Genomic DNA, 21,637 nt, shown 5'->3' with positions numbered 1-21,637 from the left:
GCTGTTTCACGTGAAACATCAGGGGGGTTTCTACTCTCGGGTAGTGACAGACCGACCGGTACGTGCGCAGAATCGGCAGCATCCGTAGCCGCCGCAGCGCCGCAGCGCTCACTGGGAGGACGCTTTGCTGAGCACCATGCAGGACGTACCGCTCCTCGTCACCCGCATACTCCAGCACGGGATGACGATCCACGGGAAGTCCCAGGTCACGACCTGGACCGGAGAGGCGGAGCCGCACCGCCGCAGCTTCGCCGAGATCGGTACGCGCGCCACCCGCCTCGCCAATGCCCTGCGCGACGAGCTCGGAGTCCGCCAGGACGACCGCGTCGCCACCCTCATGTGGAACAACTCCGAGCACGTCGAGGCGTACTTCGCGATCCCGTCCATGGGCGCGGTCCTGCACACGCTGAACCTGCGGCTCCCTCCCGAGCAGCTCGTCTTCATCGTCAACCACGCCGCCGACCGGGTGGTTCTGGTCAACGGCACGCTGCTGCCCCTGCTGGCGCCGCTGCTGCCGCACCTGCCCACCGTCGAGCACGTCGTGGTCGCCGGCGTCGGCGACCGCTCCGCGCTGGAAGGCCTGGGCGTGCGCGTCCACGAGTACGAGGACCTCCTCGCGGGCCGACCCGACACCTACGACTGGCCCGAGCTGGACGAGCGCCAGGCGGCCGCCATGTGCTACACCTCCGGCACCACCGGGGACCCCAAGGGCGTCATCTACTCGCACCGCTCGATCTACCTGCACTCCATGCAGGTCAACATGGCCGAGTCGATGGGTCTGAACGACAAGGACACCACCCTCGTCGTCGTCCCGCAGTTCCACGTGAACGCCTGGGGGCTGCCGCACGCCACCTTCATGACCGGCATCAACATGCTGATGCCGGACCGCTTCCTGCAGCCCGCCCCGCTCGCCGAGATGATCGAGCGGGAGAAGCCCACGCACGCCGCCGCCGTCCCGACCATCTGGCAGGGGCTGCTGGCCGAGGTCACCGCCAACCCGCGGGACCTGACCTCCATGAAGCAGGTCACCATCGGCGGTGCGGCCTGTCCGCCCTCCCTGATGGAGGCCTACGACAAGCTCGGCGTCCGCCTCTGCCACGCCTGGGGCATGACGGAGACCTCCCCGCTGGGCACGATGGCGCACCCGCCCGCGGGCCTGAGCGCCGAGGAGGAGTGGCCCTACCGGATCACCCAGGGCCGCTTCCCGGCGGGAGTCGAGGCCCGGCTGGTCGGCCCCGGCGGCGACCGCCTGCCCTGGGACGGCGAGTCGGCCGGCGAGCTGGAGGTCCGCGGCGCCTGGATCGCGGGTGCCTACTACGGGGGCGCCTCCGGGGAACCTGTCCGTCCCGAGGACAAGTTCAGCGCCGACGGCTGGCTCAAGACCGGCGACGTCGGCGTGATCAGCCCGGACGGCTACCTCACCCTCACCGACCGGGCCAAGGACGTCATCAAGTCGGGCGGCGAGTGGATCTCCAGCGTGGAGCTGGAGAACGCGCTGATGGCGCACCCCGAGGTCGCCGAGGCGGCCGTCGTGGCCGTCCCGGACGACAAGTGGGGCGAGCGTCCGCTCGCCACCGTCGTCCTCAAGGAGGGCGCGACCGTGGACTACGCGGGCCTGCGCGCGTTCCTCGGCCAGTCGATCGCCAAGTGGCAGCTCCCGGAGCGCTGGACGATCGTCGAGGCCGTGCCGAAGACCAGTGTCGGCAAGTTCGACAAGAAAGTGATCCGCAAGCAGTACGCCGAGGGCGCACTGGAGGTCACGAAACTGGACTGAGCGGTCCTCAGCCCCTGGTGAGCCACGGCCGCAGCAGCCTGCTGACGGCGGGCATGGCCACGTAGGTCATCAGGGTGCTGAAGACGACGGCGAAGGCGGCCGTTCGCAGCACGAAGTGCAGATCCACCAGGTACGGCCCGAGCGCCGCGTTGCCCGCCAGCGAGATCGGGAAGATCGCGAGTCCCGAACTGATCGCCATCTTCCACCGCGGCGGCGCGGGCCGGGCCGTACCCGGCTTGGCGAACCACGTCTCCATGCCGTGCAGTTCCCGCCGGGCTATCTCCGTGTGGTGGTGGCCCAGGCAGTTCGAGAACCACTCCGCCCGCTCGGCGGAGTCCTGCCAGCGCCGGAACGCCTCCTGATTGCGGAAGCGGTGGACCAGGAACCACGGCCCGCCCTCCGCGGCCGGGCGGAAGAGCCCGTAGCCCAGGTGGTCGGGGAAGCGGGCGGCCGTTTCCAGGATGCCGTGCGCCCACGCCTCGAAGGTCTCCTCGTGGCCCGGATCCACCTGCCGCGCGATCAGAAGGTTCACCTCCCCGCTGTCGGCCGGGACGCTCTGCTCGCTCGTGTTCGTGATGGCCATCCGGCCAGGATGGCTAGTTGGTGCCGATCTTGGCCAGCAGGTCCACGATGCGGCCCTGCACATCGGCGGTCGTGGCCCGCTCCGCCAGGAAGAGCACGCTCTCCCCCGAGGCCAGCCGCGGCAGTTCGGCCGCTTCGATGCCAGCCGTCGTGTAGACGACCAGCGGGGTGCGGTTCAGCTGGCCGTTCGCCCGCAGCCAGTCCACGATCCCGGCCCGTCGGCGGCGCACCTGCATCAGGTCCATCACCACCAGGTTGGGCCGCATCCGGGTCGCCAGCTCCACGGCGTCGGTGTCGGCGCCCGCACGGGCGACCTGCAGACCGCGCCGCTCCAGGGCGGCCGTCAGCGCCGTCGCGATCTCGTCGTGCTCCTCGATGAGCAGCACCCGCGAGGGGTGCTGCTCGCTGTCGCGCGGCGCGAGTGCCTTCAGCAGCACCGCCGGGTCCGCGCCGTAGGCCGCCTCGCGCGTGGCGTGCCCGAGCCCGGCCGTGACCAGGACGGGGACCTCGGCGGCCACAGCGGCCTGACGCAGCGACTGCAGGGCGGTCCGGGTGATCGGCCCGGTCAGCGGGTCCACGAACAGCGCGGCGGGGAACGCGGCGATCTGCGCGTCCACCTCCTCGCGGGAGTGCACGATCACCGGCCGGTAGCCGCGGTCGCTGAGGGCCTGCTGCGTCTGCACGTCGGGCGCCGGCCACACCAGGAGACGGCGCGGATTGTCGAGGGGCTCCGGCGGAAGCTCGTCGTCCACGGGGCGCGGTACGGGCCGGTTGACCACCTCGACGGCGCCGCCCGGCCCGTCCAGCGGCTCGGGGCCCTCGTCGGAGCCGGCTTCGGGAGCCCCTATGGCGTACGCGCGGCCCTGGGGCGCCGGCTCGGCGAGGCGCCGCCGGCGGCCCGAACCCGTACCCGTGGCGTCCACGGAGATGCCCTGGCCCAGGGTGCCGAGGGCGCGCACGCTGATCGGCTGGGCGGCCAAGCCCTCGGCCGGGGTGTCCTGCGACTGCCGGGCCCCGGGGACCGCGGCCGGTCCGGAGACCCCGTCGTCCTCGGGAGCCGTCCGGGCGGCCGGAACGGGCCAGGCCGGCGCGGCCGGCAGCCCCCTCCGTCGTCCGGTCGGCTGTACGGCTTCCTCCGCGCCCCCGGCGGGCAGCGCGTCGGCGGCCTCGGGCTCGGCGGCGGGAGCGCCCAGCACCCGGCGGCCGCGCCGCCCGGCGGGACCGTCGGCGTCGGCCTCGGCGGGAGCGGCGGCCGGACCGGCCATGGCGGGGCTCTGCGGTACGGAGGGGGCCGGGGTGGGCCCGGCGGGCAGGGCGAACCCTCCCTCGGGGGCGATGGGCCGGGGGGCGGGAGCCTGCCCGGGAGCGGCCGCCGGCCCGAGGCCGGTCGCCGGCACGGGGCCACCCGGCCGGGCCGGGCCCGGCGCGCCCAGCGTGCGGCGGCGTCCCGCGGGGTGCTCGGTCACCGGGACGGGCGGTACCGGAGGCACGGGCGGTACCGGAGGCATGGGCCCTGCCGGAGGCACGGGCGGCACCACGGGCCCGGTCGGCATCACGGGCCCGGTCGGCATCACGGGCACGGGCGGCAGCGCGGGCATCGCGGTGCCCTCCGGACGCACGGGCAGTCCGGAGCCGGCCTGACCGCCCTCGCCGCTGCCGCCGCTGCCGTCGCCGTCGCGGCCGCGGCGGCGCCCGGTACCGAGTCCCGCCGGGTTCACCGGCGACTGCGCCAGCTCCGGGCCGCCGCCGGCCCCGCCGTCGGTCTCGCCCCGGCGGCGGCCGGAGGACAGCGCCAGCGCGCCGCCGCCCTCCGCCCTGGGGGCGCCAGAGCCGTCGGGGGCTCCGGCCGGCTCGTCGAGGAAGGCGTCCACTCCGCGCCGGGCCCGCCGTCCGCCGGGTCCGGCCGCTCCGGGGGCCGCGACGGGCCCCTTCGGCGCGGGCTCGTCGGCCGCGGGCTCCGCAGGCTCGGGCAGGGTCACCGTCCCGGCTCCCGCGCCCAGCGGAAGCTCCAGCACGTAGGCCCCGCCGGGTGCGCCCGGCACCTCCACCGTCTGGAGCACACCGCCGTGCGCGGCCACGATGCCCCGCACGATCGGCTCGTGCACCGGGCTGCCGCCCTCGTACGGCCCGCGCACCTCGATCCGTACGACGTCGCCGCGCTGCGCGGCGGCCACCACGATCGTCGAGTCGCCGTACCCGCTGCCCTGGGCGGTCTTGCCGGTGGCGTCCACCCCGGCCACGTCCGCGACCAGATGGGCGAGGGCGGTCGCGATGCGGTCCGCGTCCACCTCGGCTTCGATGGTCGGCGCGTGGACGGCGAACTGCGCGCGCCCCGGTCCGATCAACTCGACCGCGCCGTCGACGCCGGCCGCGACGATGTCGTTGATCAGCACCTTCTTCTTCCCGAGCCGGTCGCTTCCGGAGTCCAGGCGCTGGAAGCCGAGCACGTTGTCCACGAGGGTGGTCATCCGGGAGTACCCGGCCGCCAGGTGGTGCAGCAGCTGGTTGGCCTCCGGCCACAGCTGTCCCGCGTCGTCGGCGGCCAGCGTCGCCAGCTCCCCGCGGAGCTCGTCCAGCGGTCCGCGCAGGGACTCCCCGAGGACGGCCAGCAGCTGGGCGTGACGGGCCGCGAGGGCGTCGTAGGGGCGGCGGTCGGTGAAGGTCATCACGGCGCCGACGAGCTGCTCCCCGTCCCGTACGGGCGACGTGGTGAGGTCGACGGCGACCGGCTGCCCGGCCTTGTTCCACAGCACCTGCCCGCGGACGCGGTGCTTGCGCCCGCTGCGCAGGGTGTCGGCGAGGGGGGACTCCTCGAAGGGGAAGGGCGAGCCGTCGGCGCGCGAGTGCTGGACCAGGCCGTGCAGTTCGCGGTTGCCGAGGTCGGTGGCGCGGTAGCCGAGGATCTGCGCGGCGGCCGGATTGACCAGCACCACGCGGCCGTCGGTGTCCGTGCCGACGACGCCCTCGGCGGCGGCCCGCAGGATCATCTCGGTCTGCCGCTGGGAGCGGGCCAGCTCGGCCTCGGTGTCCACGGTCTGGGAGAGGTCGCGTACGACCAGCATCAGGAGCTCGTCGCCGGTGTAGGCGGGTTGCGGCTCGCGGTAGGCGTCGCGGCCGTCGAGATGGGCGCTGGTGACCTCGACGGGGAACTCGCTGCCGTCGGTGCGGCGCGCGGTCATCCGCGTGGGCTTGGTCCGCCCGCCGTCCTCCTCGCCGGGCCGGCGCATGGAGCCGGGGATCAGCTTGGAGTCGAACTCGGGCAGGAGGTCGAGCAGGCCGCGGCCGACGAGCCCGGTCCCCGGGCTCTCCATGACCTCGAGCGCGATCGAATTGGCGTTGACGACCGTGCCGTTGGCGTTGACGAGCAACAGCGCGTCCGGAAGAGCGTCGAGTATTGCTGCGAGGCGAGCAGCGCCTCGGGATGGCCTGCTGCTCACGACGAGCTTCCTCCCTGACCACAACTACCGGCAAGTCACGGGAGGAGTCTAAGGGCACCGCCCCGCGGCGGGGTGGCCGATGTGCGGTGGATACCGCACATTCCGCGCATCCTCCCAGGTCAGGAACGCCCACTCGGAAGCAGAGGTTCCAACTCGTCCCAGCGGTTGATTTCGCATCCGTTGGTCCGCCGGAAGGTCGCGTCCACCGTGCGGCCCTCCCAGGTGCCGGTGATCCGGGCGGTGGCCGGGCCGCCGTACTGGAGGGAGCAGACCTGCCGGTCGGACACGGGGGCGAAGGGGTCCCTCCGTTCCGCGGCGAGCCGGTCCAGCCGGGCGCAGGCCTGCTCGGCCTGGGGGTGGTCGCCTCCGGCGGGGTCGCATTCGAGCCGGTACTCGCGGTCCAACTGCCGGTTGCCGGTGTCGGCCATGGCGATGGTGAGGCGGTCGGGGGCCGGGGCCGGTGCCGTCAGCAGCCGCCCCAGGGGGAGCGGGGGCAGCGGGGGCAGCGGCCCGGCCGCCGCGGCGGCCAGGGCGGAGGTGACGGCGAAGGCGGCGAGACGCAGCATGGGGCACTCCAGGTCGTCCGTACGACGTACGGATGACCAACGACGGAGACGCTCCGACGTTGCGTGTCGCCGGGTACTAAGCCTTTGCCCTCCGGGTGCGCGCCCTTGTACCGTGGGAGCGGATTGGTGAGTGGCCCGTCGGCTGTGTCATCATCTGCACGCACCTTCGTACGCGGGGGTGTGCTGGAGGCGTCGCCTAGTCCGGTCTATGGCGCCGCACTGCTAATGCGGTTTGGGGCTTACCCCCCATCGAGGGTTCAAATCCCTCCGCCTCCGCACCTCACGAAGCCCCGGTCCGTATGGACCGGGGCTTCGGTGTTTTCCGACGCGACCGCTGCGCTGCCCGACGTGTGTGCGAGCCGTCCGGACCCGAGCGGATGATCTTCTTCGGAGGTGTTTTCCCAGGTCAGGCATGGTTTGGCTAATGGATTTCGCGTCCCGGCGAGGTCCATGTATTGTTGTTCTCGCAAGGCCAACGGGGCGCAAAACCCCAGCAAGCCAAGCACTCGTAGCTTAACGGATAGAGCATCTGACTACGGATCAGAAGGTTGCAGGTTCGAATCCTGCCGAGTGCACAGCCGAAAAGGCCCCCCGGTTCGCCGGGGGGTCTTTTGCGTTGTCCGTCCTCGGCTTCCGGGTGGGGTGGTCCTCCTCCTTGGTGGGGAGGCGTACCCCGGGGGATGTGGGGGGCGGGATGGCCCTGGCGGGGGATGTCGTCCCCCAGGGGCCCCGGTACGGTTTCGAAGATCGTTCGAAATCGGCACAAGGGGGAACCCGTGGGACTGTTCGGGAATGCGCACACCGTCGACCCCGTGGCCGCGCAGCGGGACTATGCGCGGCTGCTGGGTCAGGGCGAGCAGGTGCACGCCGCCTACCTGCTGATCCGGGACACCATCCTGTTCACCGACCGGCGGCTGGTGCTGATCGACAAGCAGGGGCTCACGGGCAAGAAGGTGGAGTACCACTCCGTCCCCTACCGCAGCATCACCCACTTCTCGGTGGAGACGGCCGGCCACTTCGATCTCGACGCCGAGCTGAAGATCTGGATATCCGGCAGCCCGACGCCGATCGAGAAGACGTTCACCAAGGGGGTCGACATCTACGAGGTGCAGGCGGTCCTGACGCAGTTCGTCGCACGGTAGCGGCAGGAGTCCCCTGCTCCGGTCCGCAGTCCCTCCTACCCGTTCGAATGGCGTTCGGGCCGATGGCGGGATGGCAGGACCGGATACTGTCCCTGCGAGGGTCGACGGGCCCATGGGAGGGAGACGGCGTGGACGACATCGACCGGGCACTCGTCCTGCGCCTGCAGCAGGACGCGGGCCAGTCGTACGCCGCCCTCGGCGCCGCCGTGGGGCTCTCGGCCGGGGCGACCCACGAGCGGGTGCGCAAACTGCGCGAGCGCGGGGTGATCCGGCGGACCACCGTCGACGTCGACCCTGCCGCGGTCGGCAGCGGGGTGCTGGCCTACGTGATGGTCGACTCCCACGCCTGGATGGGGGAGCGCGGGGAGGACTTCGCGGCGATCCCCGAGATCCAGGAGGCGCACATCATCGCCGGCAGCTCCTCGGTGATGGTCAAGGTGCGGACCGCCTCGACCGGGCAGCTGCAGGACGTGCTCCGCCGTCTCTACGCGATCGACGGAGTCAGCGGGACGCACGCCACCGTCGTCCTGGACACCTTCTTCGAGCGCCCCCTGCCGCTGTGACCTGGTGGTGCACCGGCCTCCGGTGGAGCGGGGGCCGTCCGGTCGTCGGGTGGTACGGGGAGGGGCGCGGGGAGCGGGCCGGCGCGCTCGTCTACGGTCAGCGGCTGGCCTTCGTCGCGCGCGGGGAGCGGCGCTGCCCGGGCGTGCGCAGGGCCGGCAAGCGGACACCCTGTCCCGTGCGCGCCGCCGTGTCCGGGCGGACCGCGAGCGCCCAGTGCCCCGAATGCGCGCGCCTGGACCGGTCGTTCTCGGTGGCCGCGGACACCAACGCGGCCGATCCGCGCACCTACCGGGTCTACCTGGCGTGGTTCGGGCCCGGTCTCGTCAAGGTCGGCATCACCGCCGAGGAGCGCGGCTCCGCCCGGTTGCTGGAGCAGGGGGCGGTGGCCTGGGCCTGGCTGGGACGCGGGCCGCTGATGGCCGCCCGGCGCACCGAGGAGCTGCTGCGGGCCGCCCTCGGGGTGCCCGACCGGATCGCGTACGCCCGCAAGCGTGCCGTACGGACCGCCCTGCCGCCCGCCGCGGACCGCCTCGGCGAGGTCGCCGAGCTGCACGCCCGGGCGGCCGCCCTCCCGGGGTGGCCGCAGTCGCTGGAGCGGATGGCGTGCGAAGTCGTCGACCATGCCGGGCCGTTCGGGCTGGCCGGGCTTCCTCCCGCCGTGCGGGTCCTCACCGGGATGGTGCCGGGTGCGGTCGTCGCCGGGGTGCTGGCCGGGGCGGCAGGACCCGACCTGCACCTCGCGGACGGGCTCGTGGTGGACTCCCGGCTGCTGGCGGGCTGGGAGCTGGCCGTCCCGGAGCCGGCGGCGGTGACGGCCGCGCCCTCGGTGGAGATCCCGTCCGGCGGCGCTCCCGTGGAGCAGGACGGCTTGTTCTGAGGCGCCGCCTCCGTCTGAGGTGCCGCCTCCGTCTGCGGCGCCGCCTCCGTCTGCGGCCATGGTCAAGACTTGGATCCCTTTGGCCGCGCGGGGCGGATTCCGGTGGACAGGCCGGTGGCCACCGCCGAGGGTGGGGGCATGACCGTTCAACCCCTCCCGGCCTTCGAACCGCCCTATCTGATGGCCGTGTTCACCCACGTCCGCACCTCCGACGAGAGCGGCTACCCCGAGACCCTCACCCGAATGAACGAGCTCGTCGCCGCGAATCCGGGCCTCCTGGGACACGAGTCCGCGCGCACCCCCGGCGGCCTCGGCATCACCGTCGCCTACTTCCGCGACCACGACGCCCTCACCGCGTGGCGGCGGGACCTGGAGCACCGGGCGGCCATGGAGCAGGGGCGCGCCCGCTGGTACGAGAGCTACACCCTGCACGTCGCGACCGTCGAGCGGAGCCACGGCTTTGCCCACGACGGCTGAGGCGGTCCGCGCCTTCCGGGCCCGCCTCGGCCTGCCCGGACTGGTCGACGTCCACACGCACTTCATGCCCGAGCGGGTCCTGGCGAAGGTGTGGGACTACTTCGACGCGGTCGGTCCCCTGACGGGCGTCGAGTGGCCCATCACCTACCGCCACGAAGAGGAGCAGCGGGTCGCGCTGCTGCGGGAGTTCGGGGTACGCGCCTTCACCGCCATGCTCTACCCGCACAAGCCGGCGATGGCCGCCTGGCTCAACGCCTGGTCGGCCGGTTTCGCCGCACGGACCCCCGACTGCCTGCACACCGCGACCTTCTTCCCGGAGGAGGGCGTGGCCGCGTACGTCGCCCAGGCGCTCGGGGCGGGGGCGCGCGTCTTCAAGGCGCACCTCCAGGTCGGCGGCTACGACCCGAACGACGTGCGGCTCGACCCCGTCTGGGGGCTGCTCGCCGAGGCCGGGACGCCGATCGTGATCCACTGCGGCTCCGGGCCCGCTGCGGGCAAGCACACCGGCCCTGAGCCGATCGCCCGGCTGCTGGCCCGCCATCCGCGCCTGCCGCTGGTCGTCGCCCACATGGGCATGCCCGAGTACGCCGACTTCCTCGACCTCGCCGACCGGTACCCGGAGGTCCGCCTCGACACCACCATGGCCTTCACCGACTTCGCCGAACGGCTCAGCGCCTTCCCACCCGCCGCCCTGGGGCGGCTCGCGGACCTCGGCGACCGCATCCTGCTCGGCACCGACTTCCCGAACATCCCCTACCCGTACGAGCACCAGCTCCTCGCGCTCGAACGCCTCGGCCTGGGGGACGCCTGGCTCCGTGCGGTCTGCCACGACAACGGGGCCCGCCTGTTCGGCCTCCCCGGCTGAGTCCGGCCGTTTCTCAGGGAATTCACAGGCAGGCGCAAGAACGCTCTCAGAGGCGCCGTCCAGCGTGGTCGCATGACTGCGACGACCACCTCCCCCGCGTCCACGTCCACCAGCAGCCACACGGCCCTCGTGCGCTCCGACGGCGGGCCCTGCCGGGTGCTCGTCGTCGACGACGAGGCCTCGCTGTCCGAGCTGCTGTCCATGGCCCTGCGCTACGAGGGCTGCGAGGTCCGCAGCGCCGGGGACGGGGCCTCGGCGGTCCGGGCCGCGCGGGAGTTCCGGCCGGACGTGGTGGTCCTCGACATCATGCTGCCCGACATGGACGGGCTAACCGTCCTCGGACGGCTGCGCCGGGAGATCCCCCAGGTACCGGTGTTGTTCCTGACCGCCAAGGACTCGGTCGAGGACCGGATCGCGGGCCTCACCGCGGGCGGGGACGACTACGTCACCAAGCCGTTCAGCCTGGAGGAGGTCGTGGCCCGGCTGCGCGGCCTGGTCCGGCGGTCGGGGGCGGCGCAGGCCGCGCGCGGCGGCTCCGAGCTGGTCGTCGGCGACCTCCGGCTCGACGAGGACAGCCACGAGGTGGTCCGCGCCGGCCTGGAGATCCATCTGACGGCCACCGAGTTCGAGCTGCTGCGCTACCTGATGCGCAATCCGCGGCGGGTGCTGAGCAAGGCGCAGATCCTGGACCGGGTGTGGTCGTACGACTTCGGGGGCCAGGCCAACGTGGTCGAGCTGTACATCTCCTACCTGCGGCGCAAGCTGGAGAGCGGCCCCGGGCTGCCCTCGATGATCCACACCCGGCGGGGCGCCGGCTACCTGATCAAGCCGGCCGAGTAGTGGCCCTGCGCCCGCCCCGGCCCGCCGGACCGCCCCGACCGGGCCGCTCGCCGGGCCCCGGTCGTCCGCCGCGCCGCAGCCCGCACCGCCCGCACCGCCCGCACCGTCCGCCCCGGTCCCGGCGGCGGCCCTGGTCGCTGCGGACCCGGCTCGTGGTCTCGGCGGTGCTGCTGATCGCTGTGGTGGGCGCCTCCATCGGCACCGTCACCACCCTCGCCCTGCGCTCCTACCTGGTCGAGCAGCTCGACAAGCAACTGCGGATCTCCGTGGACATGGCCGCCCGGCCGCCCGGCGCGGGCAGGCCGGTCCGGGAGTCCGTCCTCGGCCCCGGCACCCCGCTGGGCGCCGTCGGAGTCCGCTTCCGCTCCGACGGCACGGTGGCCGGTTCCGAGCGCAGTGTCCGCGCGGAGGACCCCGAACTGGGCAACCGCCGGTCCCTCACCGCCGCCCAGACCGCCGTCCTCACCGGAGCCGCACGCCCGGCCGAACCGGGCCGCGCCACCGCTGTGGACCTGGACCTGCCGGGGGTCGGCGCGTACCGGGTGCTGGCCGCCCCGGACGGGAGCCTCGTCCTGGGCTTCCCCCTGCACACGCTCGACTCCACCGTGCGGACCCTGGTGTGGGTCGAGGTGTGCGTCACCGCGGCCGGGCTGATCGCCGCCTCCCTCGCCGGACAGGCGCTGGTCGCAGTGGCCCTGCGCCCGCTGCGCCGGGTCGCCGCCACCGCCACCCGGGTCTCCGAGCTGCCGCTGCACAGCGGTGAACCGGCGCTCCACGAACGGGTCCCCGACGCCGAGGCCGATCCCCGCACCGAGGTGGGCCAGGTCGGCGCCGCGCTCAACCGGATGCTGGGCCACGTCTCCTCCGCCCTGATCGCGCGCCAGCAGAGCGAGACCCGGGTCCGGCAGTTCGTCGCCGATGCCAGTCACGAGCTGCGCACTCCGCTGGCCTCCATCCGCGGGTACGCGGAACTGACCCGGCGGGGCCGGGAGGAGCCGGGCCCCGACACCCGGCACGCCCTGGGCCGCATCGAGTCCGAGGCCACACGGATGACCGGGCTGGTGGAGGACCTGCTCCTGCTCGCCCGGCTCGACGCCGGCCGGCCGATCTCCACCGGAGCCGCCGACACCGACCTGGCTCCGCTCGTCGTCGACGCCGTCAGCGACGCCCGGGCCGCCGGCCCGGAGCACCACTGGCGCCTGCGCCTGCCGGACGAGCCCGCCACGGTCCGCGCCGACCCGGCCCGCCTCCAGCAGGTCCTGGTCAACCTGCTCGCCAACGCCCGCACCCACACCCCGCCCGGCACCACCGTCACCGCCGGTGTTTCACGTGAAACATCCGCCGTCCGGCTTCGCATCGAGGACGACGGGCCCGGTATCCCGCCCGAGTTGCTCCCCCGCGTCTTCGAGCGCTTCGCCCGCGGCGACGCCTCCCGCTCCCGGGCCGCGGGCTCCACCGGCCTCGGCCTCGCCATCGTCCAGGCCGTGGTCGCGGCGCACGGGGGGCGGGTCGGCGTGGCGAGCGAGCCGGGCCGGACCTGCTTCGAGGTCCTGCTGCCGCTCGCGCCGGACACCCCTGCCGGACGGGACGGGGATGTCGTAGGGGACGCATCTGCCGGACCGGGCGTGGATGCCGGCCCCGGCGGGCCGGACACACCGCGCGGGCCGGCCGGAGCGGACACCCCGACGGACTCACAGACGGGCCACAGGCTCACCACACGACGGTGACAGGGCGCCCCGCGAGAGTCGGTTCATGCCAACCGACGCCTCTCCCGGGGCCCTTCCGGCACGGGCGCACCTCGCGCCCGTGCCCGGCGAGCCCGTCCTCGACGTGGTGATACCGGTCTTCAACGAGGAGAAAGACCTCGGCCCGTGCGTGCGCAGGCTGCACGAGCACCTCACCCGTACGTTCCCGTACCCGTTCCGGATCACGGTCGCCGACAACGCCAGCACCGACCGGACCCCGGAGATCGCGGCCGGCCTCACCGCCGCCCTGGACGGCGTACGGAGCACCAGGCTGGAGGCGAAGGGCCGGGGCAGGGCGCTGCGCACCGTCTGGTCGGGCTCCGACGCGCCCGTCCTCGCGTACATGGACGTGGACCTCTCCACCGACCTCAACGCCCTGCTGCCGCTGGTGGCCCCGCTGATCTCCGGGCACTCCGACCTCGCCATCGGCACCCGCCTCGCCCACTCCTCCCGGGTGGTGCGGGGGGCGAAGCGGGAGTTCGTCTCGCGCGCCTACAACCTCCTGCTGCGCTCCTCGCTCGCCGCCGGATTCAGTGATGCCCAGTGCGGGTTCAAGGCCATCCGCCGCGAGGTCGCCGAGCGGCTCCTGCCGCTGGTCGAGGACTCGGGCTGGTTCTTCGACACCGAGCTGCTGGTGCTCGCCGAGCGGGCCGGGCTGCGCATCCACGAAGTGCCGGTGGACTGGGTCGACGACCCCGATTCCACCGTCCACATCGTGCGGACCGCCACCGAGGACCTCAAGGGCGTCTGGCGGGTGGGCCGCGCGCTGGCCGTCGGCGCCCTGCCGCTGGACCGGCTGGCCCGCCCCTTCGGCGACGACCCGCGCGACCGCGGCGCCCTGTCCGGGGTGGACGGCGGGCTGACCCGACAGCTCCTCGGCTTCTGCGCCGTCGGAGCGCTGTCCACCCTGCTCTACCTGCTGCTGTACTCGGCCTTCCGCACCGGGACCGGCCCGCAGGTCGCCAACGGCGCGGCCCTGCTGCTCTCCGCCGTCGCCAACACCGCCGCCAACCGGCGGCTCACCTTCGGCGTCCGCGGCCGCGAGCGGGCCCTGCGCCACCAAGCCCAGGGCCTGGTGGTGTTCGCCATCGGACTGGCCCTGACCAGCGGCTCGCTCGCGGCCCTCGGTGCGGCAGCGGCCCGGCCCGCGCACACCACCGAGCTGGCCGTCCTCATCACCGCCAACCTCGCCGCCACCGTGCTGCGGTTCCTGCTCTTCCGCGCCTGGGTCTTCCCCGACCGGCGCGGCCCCGACACCCCTACGCCCAAGGACAGCCGATGACCACGGCCGCATTTCCGCCCCTTTCGCCCGGCGTGCCCGACGTGCCCGGCGCGCCCGGCGCGCCCGACGCGCCCGACGCGCCCGTCCCGGCGGCCGCGGTGCGCGCCGCCGCCGACCGCCCGCGCTGGGAGCGCCCGGCCCTCGCCGGGCTCCTGATCGCCACGGCCGTCCTGCTCCTGTGGGACCTGGGCGCCTCCGGCTACGCCAACTCCTTCTACTCGGCAGCCGTCCAGGCGGGCGCCGAGAGCTGGAAGGCCTTCTTCTTCGGGTCCTCGGACGCGGGGAACTCCATCACCGTCGACAAGCCCCCCGCCGCCCTGTGGCCGATGATGCTGTCGGTCCGGCTGTTCGGGCTCGGGGCCTGGCAGGTCCTCGTACCCCAGGCGCTGATGGGTGTGGCGACCACCGCAGTCCTGTACGCGGCCGTACGGCGCCAGTTCGGGCCGGGGGCCGCGCTGCTGAGCGGGGCCGCCTTCGCGCTCACCCCGGTGGCGGCGCTGATGTTCCGCTTCAACAACCCCGACGCGCTGCTGACGCTGCTGCTGACGGCCACCGTGTACTGCGTGCTGCGCGCCCTCGAGGGGGCGCACACCCGCTGGCTGCTGTGGGCCGGCGTCGCGGTCGGCTTCGCCTTCCTCACCAAGACCCTGCAGGCCTTCGTCATCCTGCCGCCGCTCGCCGTCGTGTACGCGGTCTGCGCACCCACCCGGCTGCGCAGGCGCCTGGGCCAGCTGATGCTCGCGACGGGAGCCATGGTGGTCGCGGGTGGCTGGTGGGTGGCGGTCGTGGAGCTGTGGCCGGCGGGATCGCGCCCGTACATCGGCGGCTCGCAGACCAACTCGTTCCTGGAACTGACGCTCGGCTACAACGGACTGGGCCGCATCAACGGCAACGAGACCGGCAGCGTCGGCGGCCGGCCCGGCGGGGGCGGGGGAGGCGGCTGGGGCGAGACCGGCATCGACCGGCTGTTCTCGGCCAACATCGGCGGACAGATCTCCTGGCTGCTGCCGGCGGCCCTGGTCCTGCTCGTCGCGGGCCTGGTGGTGACCCGGCGGGCCCCGCGGGCCACCGGAAACCTGGAGAGCACGGCCCGGGCGGCCTTCCTGGCCTGGGGCGGCTCGTTGCTGGTCACCGCGCTCGTCTTCAGCTACATGCAGGGCATCTTCCACGAGTACTACACGGTGGCCCTGGCGCCGTTCGCGGCCGCGCTGATCGGCATGGGCGCCTCCGTGCTGTGGGAGGAACGGGGCGCCCCGGCCGCCGCGCTCACCCTGTCCGGGGTGCTGGCCTTGACCGCGTTGTGGTCGTACGTGCTGCTCGGCCGGGCCACGGGCTATCTGCCGTGGCTGCGCTGGGCGGTGCTGGTGGCCGGGCTGCTCGCGGCGGTCGCGCTGCCGTTGGCCATGCGGTTCGGGCGGCGGATGCTGCCGGCGGTGGCCGCGCTGGGGCTGGCGGCGTCCCTGGCCGGGCCGTTCGCGTACTGCATGACCACCGTGGGAACGGCGCACACGGGCTCCATCGTGACCGCCGGCCCGGCGGTGGCGGGAGGCCGGGGCGGACCGGGCGGCGCGATGCGGTTCGCCCCCGGCGCGGAGCGGGGCCCGGGGGGTCCCGGCGCGACCGGCGGCGCGGGTGCGCCGACGCCCGGGGGCGCCCCGCAGGGCGGTACGGGCCGCCCGGTGCCGGGCGGCCAAGGCGGCCAAGGCGGCCAAGGCGGCCAGGCCGGCCCCGGCGGTGGCCTCGGGCGGGCGGGCGGCGGCCTGGGCGGTCCCGGCGGCCTGCTGGGCGGCACCCGGGTCGGGGCCGAGGCCGCCGCGGCCCTGCGCGCCGACGCCGGGAAGTACACCTGGGTGGCGGCCGCCATCGGCTCGCAGAACGCGGCGGGCTACCAGCTGGCCTCGGGCTCGCCCGTGATGGCGATCGGCGGGTTCAACGGCAGCGACCCCTCGCCGACCCTGGAGCGGTTCCGGGAGTACGTGAAGGCCGGGAAGATCCACTGGTTCATCGCCCCGGCAGGCGCGGACGGCGCCGCGGCCGGCGGCAGGCAGGGGGGTGGCGGCGAGAGCCGCGTCCGCGGCGGCGCCGGCGGGGGGCCATCGGGCGCCACCGGGACCGCCATCGAGACCTGGGTCAAGGCCACCTTCGAGCCGACGACCATCGGCGGAGCCACCTTCTACGACCTGACGGCGCCGGTGTCCGCCGCGTCCTGACGGGCCGGCCGTCCGACCCCGCTCCGGCGGACCGGGCGCGCCGGTTCGCGGCGGGCCGCTCGCCGCAGCCGAAGCGGAGGCCGCCGCACCGATCCGGGTCGGGCGGCGGTCTCGGCCGATCCGGGCGTCCGCGGTCAGACCGCGGCGGAGGCCTCGGCCGGAGTGGTGGCTCCAGGCGCTCCGGCGGCGGCCGGAGCATGGGCTGCGGGCTTCGACTGCAGGGCGACCTCCTTGATGAACAGCACCAGCACCAGTCCGAGGAGCGCGAACGGGGCCGCGTACAGGAAGACGTCGCCGACGCCGTGCCCGTACGCGGACTCGACGACCTCGCGGAAGGGCGCGGGCAGCTTGTCGAGGTCGGGGATGCCGCCCCCGGCGGTGCCGCCGTGCCCCATGGCCGCGGCCTTCGGGCCGAGGGCGGCGAGGCCGTCCTGGACGTAGTGGGTGACCCGGTTGGCCATGACCGCTCCCAGCGCGGAGACGCCCATGGCGCCGCCGAGCGAGCGGAAGAAGGTGACGACGGAACTGGCCGCGCCGAGGTCCTCGGGGGCGACCTGGTTCTGGGTCGCGAGGACGAGGTTCTGCATCATCATGCCGAGGCCGAGGCCGGTCAGCGCCATGTAGATCGCGATGTGCCAGTACGGGGTGTCGTACCGCAGGGTGCCCAGCAGGCCGAGTCCGGCCGTCAGGAGCACGCCGCCGCCGATGAGCCAGGCCTTCCAGCGGCCGGTCTTGGTGATCACCTGACCGGAAGCGGTGGAGGAGACGAAGAGCCCGGCGATCATCGGAATCGTGAGGACTCCGGACATCGTGGGGGACTCACCGCGGGCCAACTGGAAGAACTGGCTGAAAAACACCGTCCCGGAGAACATCGCGACGCCCACGAACAGCGAGGCCGCGGAGGCGAGGGTGATGGTCTTGTTGCGGAACAGCCGCAGCGGGATGATCGGGTCGCTCGCGCGGGACTCGACGAGGACGAAGAGCAGGCCCAGCGCGACGGCGCCGCCGGTCATCGCCCAGGTCTGCCAGGAGACCCACGCGTAGGAGTCGCCGGCCTGGGTGACCCAGATGAGCAGCAGCGAGACGGCCCCGCTGATCAGGAGGGCGCCCGGCCAGTCGACCCTGACGTCGCGGCGCACCACCGGCAGCTTCAGGGTCTTCTGGAGCACGATCAGGGCGATGACCGCGAAGGGCACGCCGACGTAGAAGCACCAGCGCCAGCCGAGCCAGGAGGTGTCGGTGATGACGCCGCCGAGGAGGGGGCCGCCGACGGTGGCGACGGCGAAGACCGCGCCGAGGTAGCCGCTGTACCGGCCGCGCTCGCGCGGGGAGATCATCGCGGCCATGACGATCTGGGCGAGGGCGGACAGGCCGCCGACGCCGATGCCCTGGACCACGCGGCAGGCGATCAGCGTGCCGGTGTTCTGGGACAGGCCCGCGACCACGGAGCCGAGGACGTAGATCACGAGGGATATCTGGACCAGCAGCTTCTTGCTGAACAGGTCGGACAGCTTGCCCCACAGCGGGGTCGACGCCGTCATGGAGAGCAGGGCGGCGGTCACCACCCAGGTGTACGAGGACTGGGTGCCGCCGAGGTCGCCGATGATCTGGGGCAGGGCGTTGGAGACGATCGTGGAGGACAGGATCGCCACGAACATGCCGAGCATCAGCCCGGACAGCGCCCTCATGATCTGCGCGTGGGTCATGGACGTGTCGTCGGGCGTCGTTCCCGACCGGCCGTCGCCTCCGCGCACACCGGTGGGTGTGGTCGTAGCCATGTGTTTCCTTCGGTCTAGAAGCTCGATCGGAGTCGGGCCAGCAGGGTGTTGAGTGCGTCGACGTCCTCGGCGGACCAGTCGGCCAGCGCTTTCTCCAGCGCCTCCCGGTAGCGGGCGCCGAGCTCGCTCAGGAGCGCCCGGCCGGCCGGTGTCAGGCGCAGGATGCGGCAGCGGGCGTCGCCCGGGTCGGTCTCGCGGTCGATCCAGCCCCGGTCGGCGACGTGTGCCACGTGCCGGCTGGTCACGGAGACGTCGATGGCCATGAACGCCGCCAGCCGGCTCAGCCGCATCTCGCCGTGCCGGTCGAGGACGGTGAGGACGGCGGCGGCGCCCGCCGGGCAGTCCGGGGGCAGTATCCGGGCGAGGTCGCGCTTGACCGCGCCGATCCCGGAGAGCTGGCGGGCCAGTTCCTCGTACCGGGTGGCGGTGTTCCGAGCGGTCGGAGCGGTCACCGGACGTCCCCCCATCTTGTTGCTTAGAGCAACCATAGAAGCGGATGGTTGCTACAGGCAAATGAATTCGGGGGGTGGGGCGGTAAAGGAATCGGAAAACCGGCTAGGGTCCTGCTCCATGGCTGCGAACCACAACTCACAGGGCCCCGAGGGCAACTACGACCCGGCGGGCAGCACTCAGATGTTCCGGGCCTTCGTCGAGGAGGCCGCGCCGGTCAGGCAGTCGGGCCCCGGAGCCCGGCAGCAGCGCCGGGCGGATCAGCAGCGGTCCGGCTCGAAGAAGCTCGCGCGCCTGGGCCTGGCCCTCGGCCTGCTGCTCGTCCTCGGCGCCGCCCTCTGGTTCGTCCTGCGCTGACCGGGCCGGTACGGGTCTCCCCCGGGCGGTACGGGTCTCCCCCGGGCCCGGGGGAGCCGGAGGCCGGCGGGCCCGCGGGTCCGGGCGGTCAACTCCAGCTGGCCGTGACGTTCCTGGTCTCCACGTGCATCCCCAGCGGGACCCGCCAGGCTTGAACGCACACGGTGTAGGTATGCGTCTTCACGGCTCCGCCCGCCAGCGGGCCGGGCAGCGGCTGGGTGGTGGTGATCGTGGCCCAGTCGACGCCGAGGGCGCCGATGATGTGCGTCGCGAACGAGACCGTGCCCGAACGGGCTGCGGTGGTACCGGTGTTGGTGAAGGTCACGGTGACCCGCTCGCACCAGCGGTCTGCCGCGGACGTCCTGGCCGGCGTGGAGAGCGTCAGCCGTGCCGGTGTGGCCGGCGGCGGCGGGGCGGGCGGTGTGGTGCCCGGCTTGGTGCCGGGGCCCGTGCCCGGCGGGGTCGCGGGGGCGCCCGGCGTGCCGGGACCGCCCGGGGCGCCGCTCGGTGGCGTGGCCGGCGTCGCGGAACCGGGCCGTCCGCCGGGCGCGCCGGAGGAGCCGGACGGGGTGGTGGCGCGGCCGGGCCCCGGGGCGCTTCCGGGGTCCGCTGCGGCGCCGCCGGGGGCGGTGGACACCGCTCCGCCCCGGGCGGAGCCGCCCGTCGGCCGGGCCTGCGCCGCATCGGGCGGCGTACGGGACGACACGGCGGAGCCGGCCGCCGTCGCGGGGCCGCCGAGCTGCTGGAACTCGACCGGGCCCTGCGGCGCCACCTTCTCCCCCGCGCCCCGTTCGGGGCCCGGGGCCGCGGGCCCCACGGCGACGTAGCCGTCCGGTGCCGGGCCGCCGCAGCCGGTGAGGCCGACGGCGGACGTGCAGCAGCACAGGGTGAGCAGAGCGACCGCGCGGGATCCCTTTCGCATCGCGCCAGTTTTGCTGACGCCCCGTCAATTGGGAACCCGGCGGGAGCGGTTTCGGCGGCTACTCGCCGATGAGGCCGACGCGCAGTTGCGCGAGGGTGCGGGTCAGCAGCCGGGAGACGTGCATCTGGGAGATGCCGACCTCCTCGCCGATCTGCGACTGCGTCATGTTCGCGAAGAACCGCAGCATGATGATCTGACGTTCCCGGGGCGGGAGCTTGGCGAGCAGGGGCTTGAGCGACTCGCGGTACTCGACGCCCTCGAGCGCGCTGTCCTCGTAGCCGAGGCGGTCCGCGAGCGAGCCCTCGCCGCCCTCGTCCTCGGGGGAGGGCGAGTCGAGCGAGGAGGCGGTGTAGGCGTTGCCGACGGCGAGGCCGTCGACGACGTCCTCCTCCGAGACCCCGAGCACGGCGGCGAGCTCCGGCACGGTCGGCGAGCGGTCCAGCTTCTGGGCCAGCTCGTCGCTGGCCTTCGTCAGCGCGAGGCGCAGCTCCTGGAGCCTGCGCGGGACGCGGACGGACCAGGAGGTGTCCCGAAAGAATCGTTTGATCTCGCCCACGACGGTCGGCATCGCGAAGGTCGGGAACTCCACACCGCGTTCGCAGTCGAACCGGTCGATGGCCTTGATCAGGCCGATCGTGCCGACCTGGACGATGTCCTCCATCGGCTCGTTGCGGCTGCGGAACCGGGCCGCGGCGTACCGCACGAGCGGCAGGTTCAGCTCGATCAGGGTGTCGCGCACGTACACCCGGTCCGGGCTGTCCGCGTCCAGGCCGGCGAGGCGCAGGAAGAGGGCGCGGGACAGGGTGCGGGTGTCGATGGCTTCCGAGCGGTCGGACACGGCCGGTGCCGGGCTCTTGACGAGCGTGAGCACCTTGGAGCTGCCCTGGTCTACGGACATGCCACCCCCTTGAGGTCGCGGACGGTCGCGTACGGCGCGCCCGTCGGAGGAACGCAGCCTCCACCTGAATACCGGAGGCGGGGCTGCGGCAAACGCGGTTCAAGCAGAATGTCACATGTCGGCAACACGCTGTAGCGCCAAGTCGACATATATCTCCAGCGACAGAGGGGGTCGGGAGGGGGTTGGCCCGTTCTGTCGGGAAACGCGTGAATGATCTCCACTCGTTCCGGTTACGCCTCGATCCTGTTTGCGGATCTCAGTCGGGCGAAACTCCGGGCGAGCAGCCGGGACACGTGCATCTGGGAGACGCCGAGCTCGGCGCTGATCTGCGACTGCGTCAGGTTGTTGTAGTACCGCAGGAGCAGGATGCGCTGTTCGCGCTCGGGCAGCTGGACGAGGAGGTGGCGGACGAGGTCGCGGTGCTCCACGCCGGCCAGCTCGGGGTCCTCGTAGCCGAGGCGGTCCAGCAGTCCCGGCATGCCGTCGCCCTCCTGGGCGGCCTCCAGCGAGGTGGCGTGGTAGCTGCGGCCCGCCTCGATGCAGGAGAGCACCTCGTCCTCGGTGATGCGCAGCCGCTCGGCGATCTCGGAGGTGGTCGGCGTGCGGCCGTGGAGGGTGGTGAGGTCCTCGGTGGCGGCGTTCACCTGCACCCACAGCTCGTGGAGGCGGCGCGGCACGTGGACCGTGCGGACGTTGTCGCGGAAATACCGCTTGATCTCGCCCACGACGGTGGGCATCGCGAAGGTCGGGAACTGCACGCCGCGCTCCGGGTCGAACCGGTCGATGGCGTTGATCAGGCCGATGGTGCCGACCTGGACCACGTCCTCCATCGGCTCGTTGCGGCTGCGGAAGCGGGCGGCCGCGTACCGGA

19 protein-coding genes and 2 tRNA genes are annotated in these 21,637 nt (G+C 73.5%); 13 read left to right on the top strand and 8 right to left on the bottom strand.

The window, feature by feature from the left end; translation table 11 throughout:
- Positions 1–124: 124 nt before the first annotated feature.
- Positions 125–1,774 (top strand): long-chain fatty acid--CoA ligase, encoded by a 1,650-nt coding sequence (locus ACFWU6_RS20600; RefSeq protein ID WP_383798990.1) that lies wholly within the window; start codon positions 125–127, stop codon positions 1,772–1,774.
- A 7-nt stretch (positions 1,775–1,781) separates the two neighbouring features.
- On the opposite strand, the gene ACFWU6_RS20595 is transcribed toward ACFWU6_RS20600, so the two are convergent.
- The 3 genes from ACFWU6_RS20595 to ACFWU6_RS20585 all read right to left on the bottom strand — a co-directional run bounded on the left by ACFWU6_RS20595 (position 1,782) and on the right by ACFWU6_RS20585 (position 6,359).
- On the bottom strand, positions 1,782–2,357 hold the full coding sequence (locus ACFWU6_RS20595; RefSeq protein WP_383798993.1) for an antibiotic biosynthesis monooxygenase: 576 nt from the start codon (positions 2,355–2,357) through the stop codon (positions 1,782–1,784).
- A 13-nt stretch (positions 2,358–2,370) separates the two neighbouring features.
- The gene (locus ACFWU6_RS20590; protein WP_383982347.1) at positions 2,371–5,793 is read right to left on the bottom strand and encodes a PAS domain-containing protein; all 3,423 of its coding nucleotides are present in this window, start codon (positions 5,791–5,793) and stop codon (positions 2,371–2,373) included.
- A 119-nt stretch (positions 5,794–5,912) separates the two neighbouring features.
- A complete protein-coding gene (locus ACFWU6_RS20585; RefSeq protein WP_383798998.1) occupies positions 5,913–6,359 on the bottom strand; it encodes an SSI family serine proteinase inhibitor in 447 nt (148 codons plus the stop codon).
- 185 nt (positions 6,360–6,544) lie between these two features.
- On the opposite strand from ACFWU6_RS20585, the gene ACFWU6_RS20580 reads away from it, so the two are divergent.
- The 11 genes from ACFWU6_RS20580 (at position 6,545) to ACFWU6_RS20530 (ending at position 16,361) form a co-directional block, all read left to right on the top strand.
- Positions 6,545–6,635 (top strand) — tRNA-Ser (locus tag ACFWU6_RS20580).
- Between the two features lie 226 nt (positions 6,636–6,861).
- Positions 6,862–6,934, top strand: a tRNA-Arg gene (locus ACFWU6_RS20575).
- A gap of 201 nt (positions 6,935–7,135) precedes the next feature.
- On the top strand, positions 7,136–7,501 hold the full coding sequence (locus ACFWU6_RS20570) for a PH domain-containing protein (protein ID WP_383799001.1): 366 nt from the start codon (positions 7,136–7,138) through the stop codon (positions 7,499–7,501).
- Positions 7,502–7,629: 128 nt separating this feature from the next.
- The gene (locus tag ACFWU6_RS20565; protein ID WP_383982345.1) at positions 7,630–8,064 is read left to right on the top strand and encodes an Lrp/AsnC family transcriptional regulator; all 435 of its coding nucleotides are present in this window, start codon (positions 7,630–7,632) and stop codon (positions 8,062–8,064) included.
- The gene (locus tag ACFWU6_RS20560) at positions 8,061–8,942 is read left to right on the top strand and encodes a DUF2797 domain-containing protein (RefSeq protein WP_383982343.1); all 882 of its coding nucleotides are present in this window, start codon (positions 8,061–8,063) and stop codon (positions 8,940–8,942) included. The genes ACFWU6_RS20565 and ACFWU6_RS20560 overlap by 4 nt, the downstream gene beginning before the upstream one ends.
- A 138-nt stretch (positions 8,943–9,080) precedes the next feature.
- Positions 9,081–9,419, top strand: a complete 339-nt coding sequence (locus tag ACFWU6_RS20555) for an antibiotic biosynthesis monooxygenase family protein (protein ID WP_383982341.1) — start codon at positions 9,081–9,083, stop codon at positions 9,417–9,419.
- The gene (locus ACFWU6_RS20550; protein WP_383799013.1) at positions 9,403–10,284 is read left to right on the top strand and encodes an amidohydrolase family protein; all 882 of its coding nucleotides are present in this window, start codon (positions 9,403–9,405) and stop codon (positions 10,282–10,284) included. Before ACFWU6_RS20555 ends, ACFWU6_RS20550 begins: the two co-directional genes overlap by 17 nt.
- Positions 10,285–10,356: 72 nt before the next feature.
- Entirely contained in the window at positions 10,357–11,124 is a 768-nt protein-coding gene (locus tag ACFWU6_RS20545) for a response regulator transcription factor (protein WP_383799015.1), read from the top strand.
- A gap of 164 nt (positions 11,125–11,288) precedes the next feature.
- Positions 11,289–12,851 (top strand): sensor histidine kinase, encoded by a 1,563-nt coding sequence (locus tag ACFWU6_RS20540; protein ID WP_383982339.1) that lies wholly within the window; start codon positions 11,289–11,291, stop codon positions 12,849–12,851.
- 25 nt (positions 12,852–12,876) lie between these two features.
- Positions 12,877–14,151, top strand: coding sequence for a glycosyltransferase (locus ACFWU6_RS20535; RefSeq protein ID WP_383982337.1), 1,275 nt, complete (start codon positions 12,877–12,879; stop codon positions 14,149–14,151).
- The gene (locus tag ACFWU6_RS20530; protein ID WP_383982335.1) at positions 14,148–16,361 is read left to right on the top strand and encodes an ArnT family glycosyltransferase; all 2,214 of its coding nucleotides are present in this window, start codon (positions 14,148–14,150) and stop codon (positions 16,359–16,361) included. The genes ACFWU6_RS20535 and ACFWU6_RS20530 overlap by 4 nt, the downstream gene beginning before the upstream one ends.
- 134 nt (positions 16,362–16,495) lie before the next feature.
- Here ACFWU6_RS20530 and ACFWU6_RS20525 read toward each other — a convergent pair whose 3' ends face one another.
- Both ACFWU6_RS20525 and ACFWU6_RS20520 read right to left on the bottom strand, forming a co-directional pair.
- Positions 16,496–18,139 (bottom strand): MDR family MFS transporter, encoded by a 1,644-nt coding sequence (locus tag ACFWU6_RS20525; RefSeq protein ID WP_383982333.1) that lies wholly within the window; start codon positions 18,137–18,139, stop codon positions 16,496–16,498.
- Between the two features lie 14 nt (positions 18,140–18,153).
- Positions 18,154–18,606, bottom strand: coding sequence for a MarR family winged helix-turn-helix transcriptional regulator (locus ACFWU6_RS20520; protein WP_383799184.1), 453 nt, complete (start codon positions 18,604–18,606; stop codon positions 18,154–18,156).
- Positions 18,607–18,709: 103 nt separating this feature from the next.
- Between ACFWU6_RS20520 and ACFWU6_RS20515 the strand changes: the two genes are divergently transcribed.
- Positions 18,710–18,946, top strand: a complete 237-nt coding sequence (locus tag ACFWU6_RS20515) for a hypothetical protein (RefSeq protein ID WP_383982331.1) — start codon at positions 18,710–18,712, stop codon at positions 18,944–18,946.
- A gap of 88 nt (positions 18,947–19,034) precedes the next feature.
- On the opposite strand, the gene ACFWU6_RS20510 is transcribed toward ACFWU6_RS20515, so the two are convergent.
- The 3 genes from ACFWU6_RS20510 to ACFWU6_RS20500 form a co-directional block, all read right to left on the bottom strand.
- Positions 19,035–19,868, bottom strand: a complete 834-nt coding sequence (locus ACFWU6_RS20510; protein WP_383982329.1) for a hypothetical protein — start codon at positions 19,866–19,868, stop codon at positions 19,035–19,037.
- A gap of 58 nt (positions 19,869–19,926) precedes the next feature.
- The gene (locus tag ACFWU6_RS20505) at positions 19,927–20,766 is read right to left on the bottom strand and encodes an RNA polymerase sigma factor SigF (RefSeq protein ID WP_383799035.1); all 840 of its coding nucleotides are present in this window, start codon (positions 20,764–20,766) and stop codon (positions 19,927–19,929) included.
- 230 nt (positions 20,767–20,996) lie between these two features.
- Positions 20,997–21,637 (bottom strand): RNA polymerase sigma factor SigF (locus tag ACFWU6_RS20500; protein WP_383982327.1); only part of this gene is annotated, 641 nt, incomplete at its 5' end.

Source organism: Streptomyces sp. NPDC058674 (assembly GCF_042716505.1).
In the GTDB taxonomy this organism is placed as follows: Bacteria; Actinomycetota; Actinomycetes; order Streptomycetales; family Streptomycetaceae; genus Streptomyces.
Note: the sequence above shows the minus strand (reverse complement) of the source record. Positions and strands in the feature narration are given on the sequence as shown.

What these genes read in the sequence shown, in the direction of transcription:
- ACFWU6_RS20595 (WP_383798993.1), bottom strand. Translation starts at nt 2,357, where the DNA reads ATGGCCATCACGAACACGAGCGAGCAGAGCGTCCCGGCCGACAGCGGG.
- ACFWU6_RS20585 (WP_383798998.1), bottom strand. Translation starts at nt 6,359, where the DNA reads ATGCTGCGTCTCGCCGCCTTCGCCGTCACCTCCGCCCTGGCCGCCGCG.
- ACFWU6_RS20555 (WP_383982341.1), top strand. Translation starts at nt 9,081, where the DNA reads ATGACCGTTCAACCCCTCCCGGCCTTCGAACCGCCCTATCTGATGGCC.
- ACFWU6_RS20545 (WP_383799015.1), top strand. Translation starts at nt 10,357, where the DNA reads ATGACTGCGACGACCACCTCCCCCGCGTCCACGTCCACCAGCAGCCAC.
- ACFWU6_RS20535 (WP_383982337.1), top strand. Translation starts at nt 12,877, where the DNA reads ATGCCAACCGACGCCTCTCCCGGGGCCCTTCCGGCACGGGCGCACCTC.
- ACFWU6_RS20530 (WP_383982335.1), top strand. Translation starts at nt 14,148, where the DNA reads ATGACCACGGCCGCATTTCCGCCCCTTTCGCCCGGCGTGCCCGACGTG.
- ACFWU6_RS20525 (WP_383982333.1), bottom strand. Translation starts at nt 18,139, where the DNA reads ATGGCTACGACCACACCCACCGGTGTGCGCGGAGGCGACGGCCGGTCG.
- ACFWU6_RS20520 (WP_383799184.1), bottom strand. Translation starts at nt 18,606, where the DNA reads ATGGGGGGACGTCCGGTGACCGCTCCGACCGCTCGGAACACCGCCACC.
- ACFWU6_RS20515 (WP_383982331.1), top strand. Translation starts at nt 18,710, where the DNA reads ATGGCTGCGAACCACAACTCACAGGGCCCCGAGGGCAACTACGACCCG.
- ACFWU6_RS20510 (WP_383982329.1), bottom strand. Translation starts at nt 19,868, where the DNA reads ATGCGAAAGGGATCCCGCGCGGTCGCTCTGCTCACCCTGTGCTGCTGC.
- ACFWU6_RS20505 (WP_383799035.1), bottom strand. Translation starts at nt 20,766, where the DNA reads ATGTCCGTAGACCAGGGCAGCTCCAAGGTGCTCACGCTCGTCAAGAGC.